Below are 12272 nucleotides of genomic sequence, written 5' to 3'. Positions count from 1 at the left end.
TTATGTTGGAACGTTACAGCAGACCGGAAATGAGAGCGATCTGGACAGAGGAGAATAAATTTAAGGCATGGCTCGAAGTGGAGCTGTGCGCCTGTGAAGCATGGGCAGAGCTTGGCGTCATACCGAAGGAAGACGTAGAGGCGCTGCGCCGTTCGGCCGACTTCGACATCGACCGGATCTATGAAATTGAGCAGGAGACCCGGCATGACGTCATCGCGTTTACCCGTGCGGTATCGGAGAAGGTCGGCCCGGAGCGCAAATGGGTGCATTACGGCCTGACCTCGACCGATGTCGTAGATACGGCGCTTGGCTACCTGCTGCGGCAGGCGAACGAAATTCTGCGTGCTGATATTGAACGGTTTATTACGATCCTCCGCGACCAGGCAATCGCCTACAAGGATACCCCGATGATGGGCCGTACGCACGGTGTGCATGCCGAGCCGACAACCTTCGGACTCAAGCTGGCGCTCTGGTATGAAGAGATGAAACGGAATCTGGAGCGCTTCGAGCATGCGGCGGACGGTGTCCAGTTCGGGAAAATATCCGGTGCTGTCGGTACGTACGCCAACATTGACCCATTTGTTGAGGAGTTCGTCTGCCGCAAGCTGGGCACAAAGCCGGCTCCTATTTCGACCCAGACTTTGCAGCGCGACCGTCATGCGGAATATATGGCGACTCTTGCGCTGATTGCGACCTCGCTTGACAAGTTCGCCACGGAGATCCGCGCTTTGCAGAAAAGTGAATTCCGAGAGGTGGAGGAACCGTTCGCGAAGGGCCAGAAGGGCTCATCGGCGATGCCGCACAAGCGCAACCCGATTGGCTGCGAGAACATCTCTGGTCTGGCGCGTGTTATCCGCGGCCATATGGTTTCGGCTTATGAGAACGTGCCGCTCTGGCATGAGCGCGATATCTCCCACTCCTCCGTGGAGCGCGTCATCCTCCCGGATGCGACCATGCTGCTGAACTACATGCTGAACCGTCTCGGCAATATTCTGAAGAACCTGCAGGTGTTCCCGGAGAATATGAAGCGGAATATGCAGCGTACCTACGGCGTGCCGTTCTCCGGACGCGTTATGACCAAGCTGATCGACAAGGGGCTCAGCCGCGAGCAGGCGTATGATACGGTACAGCCGCGGGCAATGCAGGCGTGGGAGGAGCAGCGGCAGTTTAAGGATATTATCCTGGAGACTCCGCAGATTACAGAACTGCTCAGCGTGGAAGAGATTGAGGACTGCTTTAACCCGGCTTGGCATCTGAAGCATGTGGATACAATTTTCCGCCGGCTTGGCCTGTCCTGATCACCCGCACGCTTGACGATAGAGAAGCGTCTTATTGATACAATCGCAACGCCAGGAGAAGGAGGCAGTAATAATGAGCCTACAAGCGCTGGAAACAGCAGAGCATTTAGTCAAGGCCCCGCTGCTCTACAAGGGTAAGGTGCGGGAGCTGTACGATCTTGGCGAGCATTATTTGATTGTGGTGACAGACCGGATTTCGGCATTTGATTATGTGCTGGAGCCGGCTGTGCCGGAGAAGGGCAACGTACTGAACCGTCTCAGCGCCTTCTGGTTTAATCTGACGGAAACGATGCAGCCTAACCATGTCGTGCATACGGATGTGGACAAGCTGGGCAGTCTGGTAACGGACGCGGAGCAGCTGAAGGACCGGATCATGGTCACGAAGAAGGCGCAGCGGATTGATATTGAATGCGTCGTGCGCGGCTATATTACGGGTGGCGGCTGGAGACAGTATCAGCAGTCAGGCTCGGTGAACGGCATTGAGCTCCCGGAGGGCATGCGCAAGAATGCACGGCTTGAGAAGCCGCTGTTCACCCCGGCTGCGAAGAACGATGTCGGCCATGACGAGGATATCCCGTTTGAGCGGATGTGTGAGTTGGTTGGGACTGAGCTTGCGGAGGAGCTGAAGGAGCGGAGCCTGAAGCTGTATGAGTTTGCAAGGAGCTACTGCGAGGAGCGGGAGATCATACTTGCGGACTGTAAGTTTGAATTTGGCGTCATTGACGGACAGGTCATCCTGATTGACGAGCTGTTCACGCCGGATTCCTCGCGCTTCTGGGCAAAGGAAACCTACGCGCTTGATATCGAGATCGACAGCATGGACAAGGAGCCGGTCCGCACCTATCTGGCCGGTACGCCATGGGACAGGAACAGCGAGCCGGCCAGGCTGCCGGATCTCGTCGTGGAAGAGACGACCCGGAGATACATGGATATCTACAACCGCCTTACAGGCGATAGCATAGCGGAATAGACACGGTCGCTGGCTTAGCCAGCAAATCAATCATAGCGGATCATTAAAGCAGAGGCTTCACCCATTGAACAGGAGGCTGGAAACGATGAAAGCAACGGTTTATGTCACCATTAAACAGAACGTATTGGACCCGCAGGGAGCAGCGGTTGAGGGCGCGCTTCATTCGATGGGTTTTCAGGAGGTCGGCAAGGTCAGAATCGGCAAGTACCTGGAATTTGAATTGGACACGACAGACCGTCTGGAAGCGGAGCAGAGAGTGACGCTGATGTGTGAGAAGCTGCTGGCGAATACGGTAATTGAAGACTACCGATTTGAATTGGAGGGCTAAACCGATGAAGTTTGCAGTAATCGTTTTTCCGGGCTCCAACTGTGATATTGACTGCTATAAAGCGGTTGAGCAAACGATCGGACAGCCGGTTGACTATGTATGGCAGACCGCTACGGATTTATCCGCTTACGACGCCATTATTGTACCTGGCGGATTCTCCTATGGCGACTACCTCCGCTCGGGTGCGATTGCACAGTTTGCCCCTGTTATGGCGGAGGTTGTGAAGGCTGCTGAAGCGGGCAAATATGTGCTTGGCATCTGTAACGGATTCCAGATCCTTACAGAAGCACGGCTTCTGCCGGGCGCACTGCGACGCAACAAGAATTTGAAATTCCGCTGCCATTCGGCGCTTCTGGAGGTTGTCAATAACGAGACCCCGTTCACGAACGAATACAGCAAGGGCGAGATTATCGATGTTCCGATCGCGCATGGCGAAGGCAACTACTATTGCGACGAGACGACACTGGCGCAGCTGAAGGCGAACAACCAGATCGTGTTCCGCTATGTAGCGGGGGCGAATCCGAACGGCTCGGTTGAGGATATCGCGGGAATCTGCAACGAGAAGGGCAACGTGGTCGGCATGATGCCGCATCCGGAGCGCGCAGTCGACAAGCTGCTGGGCTCAGAGGACGGCAAGCGGATGTTTACATCGATCTTGAATGTATGGAGGGAACAGCATGGCGCAGCAGTTAACAGCTAAGGAACCGACTCCCGAGCAAATCGCGGAACAGCAGATCTACAAGCAGATGGGCGTAACGGACAAGGAATTTGACCTGATCTGCGGGCATCTTGGCCGTAAGCCGAACTATACGGAGATCGGCGTATTCAGCGTTATGTGGTCGGAGCACTGCTCCTACAAGAACTCCAAGCCTGTCCTGCGCCGCTTCCCTGTAACAGGCCCCCGTGTCCTGATGGGTCCTGGTGAAGGCGCCGGCATCGTGGATATCGGTGACAATCAGGCTGTGGTGTTCAAGATCGAGTCGCATAACCATCCATCGGCGATTGAGCCTTACCAGGGTGCTGCGACCGGTGTCGGCGGCATTATCCGCGACATCTTCTCGATGGGCGCGCGTCCGGTTGCGCTGCTGAACAGCCTGCGCTTCGGGCGTCTTGAGAATGAGCGCGTGCGGTACTTGTTCGAGCATGTTGTCAGCGGTATTGCCGGCTACGGCAACTGCATCGGTATTCCGACGGTAGCCGGAGAAGTCATGTTTGACGAGAGCTATGAGGGTAACCCGCTTGTCAATGCGATGTGCGTGGGCCTGATCGATCATGATAAAATCCAGCGGGGCGTAGCCAAGGGTGTAGGCAACCCGGTATTCTATGTCGGTCCTGCGACCGGCCGGGATGGTATCCATGGCGCGACCTTCGCTTCCGAGGAGCTGACAGAGGAATCGGAATCGAAGCGTCCAGCCGTTCAGGTGGGCGATCCCTTCATGGAGAAGCTGGTTATGGAAGCATGTCTGGAGCTGATTGATACCGGTATCGTACTCGGTATTCAGGATATGGGCGCGGCAGGTCTGACTTGCTCCAGCGCAGAGATGGCTGCCAAGGCAGGCAACGGTCTGGAACTGTACCTGGACGAGGTGCCGCAGCGTGAGGAAGGCATGACGCCTTACGAGATGATGCTGTCCGAGTCGCAGGAGCGGATGCTGTTCGTTATTGAGCCGCAGCATGAAGCACAGGCGAGAGAGATCTTCGAGCGCTGGGGCATCCTCTGCGCCAAGGTTGGCAAGGTGACGGATGACGGCCGTCTGCGTCTGTTCCATAAGGGCGAGCAGGTTGCCGACATGCCGGTTAAGCCGCTTGTCGATGAATGCCCGATCTATAATAAGCCGTCCAAGGAGCCTGCTTATTATGCAGCGAATGCGCAGATCGATACGACTGCTTACGGAGAAGTAACGGATCTAACAGGCGCGCTGGAGAAGGTTCTTGCCTCGCCAACGGTATCGAGCAAGGAGTGGGTATACAGCCAGTACGATTACATGGTCCGCACAAGCACGGCCGTTCGCCCGGGCTCAGATGCTGCAGTAGTGACCGTGCCGGGCACGCGCAAGGCCCTGGCGATGACAACGGACTGCAACGGCCGTTATGTATATCTGGACCCTGAAGTAGGAGGACGGATTGCAGTAGCCGAAGCGGCGCGCAACATCGTATGCTCTGGTGCCGAGCCGCTGGCCATTACGGACAACCTGAACTTTGGCAACCCGGAGAAGCCGGAAGTTTTCTGGCAGATTGAGAAGGCGGTAGACGGTATGGCGGAAGCCTGCCGTGTGCTGGATACGCCGGTTATCGGCGGCAATGTGAGTCTGTACAATGAGAATGCGAAGGGTGCGATCTACCCGACGCCAGTCGTCGGCATGGTCGGCCTCATTCATGATATTGATCATATTACAACCCAAGCCTTCAAGGCAGAGGGGGACGTCGTTATCCTCGTAGGCGAGACGAAGGCCGAGCTTGGCGGCAGTGAACTGCAGTATGTACTGTACGGACGTACGGAAGGCCGTCCGCCGCAGCTGGACCTTGCTCTGGAGAAGAAGGTGCTGGGCGCGGTGCTTAGCGCGATCCAAGGCGGACTTGTCGCTTCAGCGCATGACCTGTCCGAGGGCGGCCTCGCGGCTGCAGCAGCAGAGTCCTGCATCAGCGGCGGCATCGGTGCAGCGCTTGAGCTGAGCACGGACCTGCGCGCGGATCACGCGCTATTCAGCGAAACCCAGTCGCGCATTCTGCTGTCGGCGAAGCCGGACAAGGCGGAAGCGCTGCTGGAGCAGCTTGGCGCAGCAGGCGTAGCCTGCGCGCGTATCGGAACTGTCGGAGGCAGCAGCCTGACCATTAACGTAAACGGACAAGCCGGCATTGCAGCGCCGGTCACACAACTGGAGAAGGTCTGGAAGGATGCGATTCCATGTCTGATGAACTGAAGCAGCTTTCCAAGCTGTGGACGGACGGAGGCGGCCACTACAACGAAGGTATTGGCCGGGATGACATATTCGACAAGCTTCGTGAGGAATGCGGTGTATTCGGGGTGGTCGGCCACCCTGACGCCGCTTCTCTCAGCTATTACGGGCTTCATGCCCTGCAGCACCGCGGCGAGGAAAGCTGCGGCATCTGTACGGTAGACCGGGAGCATGACGGCGTGTTTAACTATCATCGCGGCATGGGCCTGGTCAAGGAAGTGTTCGACAAGGATAAGCTGGATGCCCTTCAGGGCGACCGTTCGATCGGCCATGTCCGCTACTCAACATCCGGCGGCAGCGGCCTGGCGAATGCCCAGCCCCTGGTGTTCAAATACCGTGATGGGGACCTTGGTATCGCGACCAACGGCAATATCGTCAATGCGCCGGAAATCCGGCGCGAGCTGGAAGCGAACGGTTCGATCTTTCAGACGACAAGCGATACCGAGGTTGTTGCCCATCTGATTGCGCGTTCGCCGAAGGATTTCGTGAATGCGGCAAGAGATGCGCTGCAGCGGCTCATCGGCGGCTATGCCTTCTTAATTATGACGAATAGCAAGCTGCTTATCGCTACCGATCCGCATGGCCTGCGCCCGCTCGTCATCGGGCGGCTTGGCGAGGCGTATGTGTTCGCATCGGAGACCTGTGCGCTTGAGACAATCGGCGCAGAGTATGAGCGTGATGTGGAGCCGGGCGAGCTCATTATATTTGACCGCGAAGGCATGCATACGGAGCGTTATGTTCCCCTGGAGCGGCGCGCGGTATGTGCGATGGAGTACATCTATTTTGCCCGGCCGGACAGCGATATCAGCGGGATTAACCTGCACTCCGCGCGCAAGCGCATGGGCAGCCGCCTCGCTATTGAATCGTTCGTCGATGCCGATGTGGTGACCGGCGTGCCGGATTCCAGCATCTCGGCGGCGATCGGTTATGCCGAGCAGACGGGCATCCCGTATGAGCTGGGGCTCATCAAGAACAAGTACACCGGCCGCACGTTCATCCAGCCCTCGCAGGAGCTGCGCGAGAAGGGTGTCAAGATGAAGCTGAGCGCAGTGCGCAAGGTGGTTGAAGGCAAGCGCGTGGTCATGATTGACGACTCGATCGTGCGCGGCACGACCTCACGCCGGATTGTCAATTTGCTGCGGGAAGCTGGGGCGACGGAGGTCCATGTGCGGATCACCTCGCCGCCATTCGCGAACCCGTGCTACTACGGCATTGATACACCGGACCGCAAGGAGCTGATCGCAGGCTCCAAGACGGTTGAGGAGATTCGCCAGCTGATTAACGCGGATACCCTGACCTTCCTGAGCAACGAGGGCTTTACAGAGGCGGTCGGCGGCAATGAAGGCGAGCATAACCGGGGGCTGTGCATGGCGTGCTTCGACAATGATTACCCGACTCCGGTCGATTTTACATCGGATAAATCCTGCAGCTGTTAAGCTGCTCTTAGAACAATACTGAAGGAGTGACCATGGTGGCAGAAGCGTACAAACAGGCCGGCGTCGATATAGCGGCAGGCAATGAAGCGGTCGAACGGATGAAGAAGCATGTGAAGCGGACGTTCAGGCCCGAGGTACTGACGGATCTGGGCGGGTTCGGCGCCTTGTTTGGCCTCAATAAGGACAAGTACGAGGAGCCGGTGCTCGTATCGGGAACCGACGGCGTTGGCACGAAGCTGAAGCTGGCGTTCGCCATGGACAAGCATGACACCATCGGAATCGACGCCGTAGCCATGTGCGTGAATGACATCATTGTACAAGGTGCAGAGCCTCTGTTCTTCCTCGATTATCTGGCCTGCGGCAAGGTGGTGCCGGAGAAGATCGAAGCGATTGTAAAAGGCATTGCGGACGGCTGCGAGCAGTCCGGCTGCGCACTCATCGGCGGTGAGACCGCGGAGATGCCGGGCATGTACAGCGAAGAGGAATATGATATCGCCGGATTCACGGTCGGCATTGTGGACAAGAAGAAGATTATCGACGGCAAGGCCATCAAGCCTGGCGATGCGGTGATCGGTCTCGCTTCCAGCGGTGTGCACAGCAACGGCTTCTCGCTGGTACGCAGGCTGATGCTGGAGCAGGCCGGCTATTCGCTGCAGGATACGCTGCCGGAGCTAGGCGGCGCGAAGCTTGGTGACGTTCTGCTGGAGCCGACACGCTTGTATGTGAAGCCTGCGCTGCAGCTCATCGAACAGGTGCAGGTCAAGGGCATGGCCCACATTACAGGCGGCGGCTTTATCGAGAATATTCCACGCATGCTGCCTGAGGGCGTCAATGTGGAGATCGATTACGGCTCCTGGCCGGTTCTGCCTATCTTCAGCCTGATGCAGGAGAAGGGAAGCATCACAAACCGTGACATGTTCACGACCTTCAACATGGGCATCGGCCTTGTCGTTGTGCTGCCGGAAGATCAGGCTGCGCAGGCGCTTGATTTGCTGAAGGGCATGGAGATGGATGCATACCGGATCGGCCGCGTTACAGAAGGAAGCCGTGTGGTCACCTTTACGGGAGCTGAAGTGTAATGGCTAAGCTAAAAATCGCCGTGTTCGCATCCGGCAGCGGATCGAACTTTCAGGCGATCTCGGATGCGGTTCAGGCAGGAAAGCTCGATGTGTCCATCGAGCTTTTGGTTTGCGATAAAGCGAGCGCGCCCGTTGTAGAACGGGCAGAGCGTGCCGGTGTGGATACCTTCTTGTTCGCACCGAAGTCCTTCCCGTCACGGGAGGCTTACGAGGAAGAAATTTTGGCGGCATTGAAGCGCCGGCGCGTGGAATTGATTGTGCTGGCGGGGTACATGCGTCTGATCACGCCCGTGCTGATCGAGCCGTATTACAGCCGTATGATTAATGTTCATCCCTCGCTGCTGCCGGCTTTCACCGGCATCCATGCAGTCCGGCAGGCGCTGGAGTACGGAGTGAAGGTGACAGGGGTTACCGTGCATTATGTTGACGGCGGCCTCGACACCGGACCCATCATTGCCCAGCGTACCGTCGATGTGCTGCCGGGGGATACGGAAGAGACGCTTACGGCCCGCATTCAGGAGACGGAGCGGGTGCTGCTGCCCTGGACCATAGGACAGATTGCCGAGGGGCTTGTCCGGCTGGACGGCCGGCATGTTCATGTAGGCTGATCGGATAGATGACTGCTAACGGATCCGGGGAACTGGATTCTAGAAAACCACTATTAGGAGGGACCTGTATTTTGGCTATTCGCAGAGCGTTAATCAGTGTTTCGGACAAGACAGGCATCGTGGAATTCTCCCGTGCGCTTGCGGCGCAGGGCGTGGAGATTATTTCGACCGGGGGAACAGCTTCCCTGCTTGAGAAGGAAGGCATTCCGGTGATCGGGATTTCGGATGTGACCGGCTTCCCGGAAATTATGGATGGACGCGTCAAGACGCTTCATCCAGCTGTACATAGCGGCCTCTTGGCCGTGCGGGATAATGAGGAGCACACGCAGGCGATGAAGGAACTCGGCCTCGACTATATCGATCTGGTCGTTGTGAATCTCTATCCGTTCAAGGAGACGATCGCGAAGCCGGGCGTGTCCTATGAGGATGCGATTGAGAACATTGATATCGGCGGTCCGACAATGCTGCGTTCTGCAGCCAAAAATCATGCCTTCGTCACTGTGGTGGTTGACTCCTCTGATTACGCAGGCGTGGTGGAAGAGCTGCAGGCCGGCGGAGACACGACGCTGGAGACACGCAAGCGTCTGGCAGCTAAGGTGTTCCGTCATACGGCGGCCTACGATGCGCTGATTTCCGACTATCTCTCCAAGCTGAACGGCGAGCCGCTGCCGGAGTCTTATACGGTCACCTATGAGAAGGTGCAGGACCTGCGCTACGGCGAGAACCCGCATCAGCAGGCGGCCTTCTACAAGAAGCCGCTGGCTGCCGAAGGCAGCATTACGACCGCGGTTCAGCTGCATGGCAAGGAGCTGTCCTACAATAATATCAGTGATGCGAATGCTGCGCTGGCCATTGTGAAGGAATTTGAAGAGCCGGCCGTTGTAGCGGTCAAGCATATGAACCCGTGCGGCGTAGGAATTGGCGCTACCGTTCATGAGGCGTTTCAGAAGGCTTATGCGGCTGATCCGACGTCGATCTTTGGCGGAATTGTTGCGGCTAACCGGACATTGGAGCGCGAGACGGCGCTGCTGCTGCATGACATTTTCCTCGAAATTGTTATAGCACCAGATTTCACACAGGAAGCGCTGGACGTTCTCATGCAGAAGAAGAATATCCGTCTGATGAAGCTGGGCGAGCTGCATGCACCGAAGGAGCGCAAGCCGGAATGGCTGGTCACATCGGTTGAAGGCGGCATGCTCGTGCAGCAGAGCGATGTGCATTCGCTGTCAGATGCTGATCTGAAGGTTGTGACGAACCGCAAGCCGACCGAGGAAGAGCTGAAGCAGCTGCTGTTTGGCTGGAAGGTTGTAAAGCATGTGAAGTCCAATGCGATTCTGCTGGCGCAAAATGATATGACCGTAGGGGTTGGCGCCGGCCAAATGAACCGTGTGGGTGCAGCCCGCATTGCGATTGAGCAGGCAGGCGAGAAGGCGAAGGGCGCTGTACTGGCTTCGGATGCTTTCTTCCCGATGGGCGATACGCTGGAGCTCGCGGCCAAGGCAGGCATCACTGCTGTCATTCAGCCGGGAGGCTCCATTAAGGACGAAGAATCCATTGCGGTGGCGAACGCACACAACATTGCGATGGTCATGACCGGGGTACGCCACTTCAAGCATTAAGAAGTCAGCAGATATTAGAGCGTAGACGGATTCTTATAGATAGGGGGCACGACCATGCGGGTTATGGTTATTGGCGGCGGCGGGCGTGAGCATGCCATCGTCTGGGCACTGAGCAAGAGCGATAAGATAAGCAAGCTGTTCTGTGCACCGGGTAACGCGGGGATTGCTGCTTTGGCGGAATGTGTACCGATCCCGGTGAACAGGTTTGCCGATCAGATTCAATATGTAAAGGACAACGCCATCGACCTTGTCGTCGTTGGACCGGATGATCCGCTGGCGGCGGGTATTGTGGATGCACACGAGGAAGCGGGCATCCCGGTATTCGGTCCGCGCAAGAATGCGGCGGAGATCGAAGGCAGCAAGATCTTCATGAAGAAGCTGCTGAAGGACTATAACATTCCGACTGCAGCTTATGAGACCTTTACGGATTATGACGCTGCGCTGTCTTATCTGCGCAGCCAGTCCGCGCCGATCGTCATCAAGGCTGACGGCCTGGCAGCAGGCAAAGGCGTGACCGTTGCGGCCACATTGGAAGAAGCGGAAGCCGCGCTGCGCGGAATGATGGTCGACAAGGTATTCGGAGAGGCTGGCACACAAGTGGTAATCGAAGAATTCCTGGAAGGCCAGGAAATGTCGATTCTCTCGTTCGTTGACGGTGAGACGGTCCGTCCCATGGTTGCGGCTCAGGATCATAAGCCTGCCTATGACGGAGATAAAGGACCGAACACAGGCGGCATGGGCACTTATACGCCGCTGCCGCATATCGACCCGGCTCTCATTGAAGATGCGATCGAGAATATCATTAAGCCGACGGCACGGGCCATGGTCAGCGAAGGAAGACCCTTCCGAGGCGTCCTCTTCGCGGGTCTGATGATTACGAAGACGGGTGTGAAGACCATTGAATTCAATGCCCGGATGGGTGATCCGGAGACACAGGTTGTACTGCCAAGACTAAAGACCGATCTGCTGGACATCATCCTGGCTGCGGTTAACGGAAGACTGGACCAGCTCGATATTGAGTGGAGCGATGAAGCGGCAGTGTGTGTAATTGCGGCGTCTGAAGGGTATCCGGCTTCCTATCCGAAGGGCCGCGTAATTAGCGGTCTAGCGGAAGCGGAAGCAGCCGGTGCTTTGATATTCCATGCGGGTACTGCGGAGGAAGACGGGAAGCTTGTCACAGCCGGCGGCCGTGTGCTTGGCATTGTCGGCCGCGGAGCCAATCTGGACGAAGCCCGGAAGCAGGCTTACGAGGCGCTTGGGCTTATCCATTTTGAAGGCATGCATTACCGTTCGGATATCGCGTCCAAGGCACTTGTATAACGATGCCGATTTTTGCAAAAAGTAAACGTGCGGATTGTTTGTGACAAGGGCGGGGCTGTTTAATCCTGTCACTTTATAGCTGTTGATTCTACTCGCTAAGGGAGCTTTTCAGAAGGCTCCCGCGAGTGGGAATCAGCAGCTTTTGTTTTGCATAAAATAAATGCCCGGTTCTGCTGTCTGCCTACTCCTTGAGGAAAAGTGATTTGCGGTGATAGAGGACGAAAGCAACCGCCCAGATGATGCCGAGCAGGATGACGGTTGTGACCCAATGCCGGGTTATCCATTCTATGATTGTGTCCACTGATAGACCTCCTTACGGGTGCTATACCATATGCCAATACAGCCCGCCACAAGGGCGGCAGGCTGCTTCTTGCTTATGTCATGCGGCATTTCACTGTTGTGCGCGCATTGTCTTCACACTTACTGACGCTGCAGAGGCGGCTCGGTATGGACCAAGTGGTTATGCAGTGTTCCGACCAGCTGCTTCTGGGTGGAAGGGTCACTGTCCTGCCAGATCAGCTCGAAGAGTACGCCTAGGCCGGGCAGCGTCCGCTCATCATTACCAATGGAGCTTTCGATGACTTCATTCAGTTCCTCCTCTGACTTGTCATGAACCCGTTGGATGATGGCCTGGCGCAAATTGAGCGTATTCATGTT

General features: G+C 56.7%; 11 protein-coding genes. 10 read left to right on the top strand and 1 reads right to left on the bottom strand.

Going from position 1 to position 12272, the window contains the following annotated elements; all coding sequences use genetic code 11:
* Positions 1-2: 2 nt before the first annotated feature.
* The 10 genes from purB to purD all read left to right on the top strand — a co-directional run bounded on the left by purB (position 3) and on the right by purD (position 11615).
* Positions 3-1298, top strand: a complete 1296-nt coding sequence (gene purB / locus L1N82_RS15105; protein ID WP_235288284.1) for an adenylosuccinate lyase — start codon at positions 3-5, stop codon at positions 1296-1298.
* 73 nt (positions 1299-1371) lie between these two features.
* Complete coding sequence (locus L1N82_RS15100) at positions 1372-2268, top strand: phosphoribosylaminoimidazolesuccinocarboxamide synthase (protein WP_235288283.1); 897 nt, start codon at positions 1372-1374, stop codon at positions 2266-2268.
* An 85-nt stretch (positions 2269-2353) separates the two neighbouring features.
* Complete coding sequence (gene purS / locus L1N82_RS15095; RefSeq protein WP_111147175.1) at positions 2354-2596, top strand: phosphoribosylformylglycinamidine synthase subunit PurS; 243 nt, start codon at positions 2354-2356, stop codon at positions 2594-2596.
* A gap of 4 nt (positions 2597-2600) precedes the next feature.
* Entirely contained in the window at positions 2601-3296 is a 696-nt protein-coding gene (gene purQ, locus L1N82_RS15090; RefSeq protein WP_235288282.1) for a phosphoribosylformylglycinamidine synthase subunit PurQ, read from the top strand.
* Positions 3274-5517: a phosphoribosylformylglycinamidine synthase subunit PurL gene (purL, locus tag L1N82_RS15085; RefSeq protein WP_235288281.1), complete on the top strand. Its 2244-nt coding sequence runs from the start codon at positions 3274-3276 to the stop codon at positions 5515-5517. The genes purQ and purL overlap by 23 nt, the downstream gene beginning before the upstream one ends.
* Complete coding sequence (gene purF / locus L1N82_RS15080) at positions 5502-6989, top strand: amidophosphoribosyltransferase (RefSeq protein ID WP_235288280.1); 1488 nt, start codon at positions 5502-5504, stop codon at positions 6987-6989. Before purL ends, purF begins: the two co-directional genes overlap by 16 nt.
* 35 nt (positions 6990-7024) lie before the next feature.
* A complete protein-coding gene (gene purM, locus L1N82_RS15075; protein WP_235288279.1) occupies positions 7025-8068 on the top strand; it encodes a phosphoribosylformylglycinamidine cyclo-ligase in 1044 nt (347 codons plus the stop codon).
* Positions 8068-8676, top strand: coding sequence for a phosphoribosylglycinamide formyltransferase (gene purN / locus L1N82_RS15070; protein WP_235288278.1), 609 nt, complete (start codon positions 8068-8070; stop codon positions 8674-8676). Before purM ends, purN begins: the two co-directional genes overlap by 1 nt.
* Before the next feature lie 71 nt (positions 8677-8747).
* Positions 8748-10295 (top strand): bifunctional phosphoribosylaminoimidazolecarboxamide formyltransferase/IMP cyclohydrolase, encoded by a 1548-nt coding sequence (purH, locus tag L1N82_RS15065; RefSeq protein ID WP_235288277.1) that lies wholly within the window; start codon positions 8748-8750, stop codon positions 10293-10295.
* A 54-nt stretch (positions 10296-10349) separates the two neighbouring features.
* Positions 10350-11615: a phosphoribosylamine--glycine ligase gene (gene purD, locus L1N82_RS15060; protein ID WP_235288276.1), complete on the top strand. Its 1266-nt coding sequence runs from the start codon at positions 10350-10352 to the stop codon at positions 11613-11615.
* Positions 11616-12035: 420 nt separating this feature from the next.
* Here purD and sspI read toward each other — a convergent pair whose 3' ends face one another.
* Positions 12036-12269 carry a small acid-soluble spore protein SspI gene (gene sspI, locus L1N82_RS15055; protein WP_235288275.1) on the bottom strand — a complete coding sequence of 78 codons (234 nt, stop codon included), beginning with the start codon at positions 12267-12269 and terminating at the stop codon, positions 12036-12038.
* Positions 12270-12272 lie beyond the last annotated feature (3 nt).

This window comes from Paenibacillus tarimensis (genome assembly GCF_021532315.1).
GTDB classification, from domain to species: domain Bacteria; phylum Bacillota; class Bacilli; order Paenibacillales; family Paenibacillaceae; genus Paenibacillus_I; species Paenibacillus_I tarimensis.
The sequence above is the reverse complement of the archived record's forward strand: the minus strand, read 5'-3'. Positions and strand labels throughout refer to the sequence as shown.

What these genes read in the sequence shown, in the direction of transcription:
- sspI (WP_235288275.1), bottom strand. Translation starts at nt 12,269, where the DNA reads ATGAATACGCTCAATTTGCGCCAGGCCATCATCCAACGGGTTCATGAC.
- purS (WP_111147175.1), top strand. Translation starts at nt 2,354, where the DNA reads ATGAAAGCAACGGTTTATGTCACCATTAAACAGAACGTATTGGACCCG.
- purL (WP_235288281.1), top strand. Translation starts at nt 3,274, where the DNA reads ATGGCGCAGCAGTTAACAGCTAAGGAACCGACTCCCGAGCAAATCGCG.
- purQ (WP_235288282.1), top strand. Translation starts at nt 2,601, where the DNA reads ATGAAGTTTGCAGTAATCGTTTTTCCGGGCTCCAACTGTGATATTGAC.
- purD (WP_235288276.1), top strand. Translation starts at nt 10,350, where the DNA reads ATGCGGGTTATGGTTATTGGCGGCGGCGGGCGTGAGCATGCCATCGTC.
- purF (WP_235288280.1), top strand. Translation starts at nt 5,502, where the DNA reads ATGTCTGATGAACTGAAGCAGCTTTCCAAGCTGTGGACGGACGGAGGC.
- purN (WP_235288278.1), top strand. Translation starts at nt 8,068, where the DNA reads ATGGCTAAGCTAAAAATCGCCGTGTTCGCATCCGGCAGCGGATCGAAC.
- purB (WP_235288284.1), top strand. Translation starts at nt 3, where the DNA reads ATGTTGGAACGTTACAGCAGACCGGAAATGAGAGCGATCTGGACAGAG.
- L1N82_RS15100 (WP_235288283.1), top strand. Translation starts at nt 1,372, where the DNA reads ATGAGCCTACAAGCGCTGGAAACAGCAGAGCATTTAGTCAAGGCCCCG.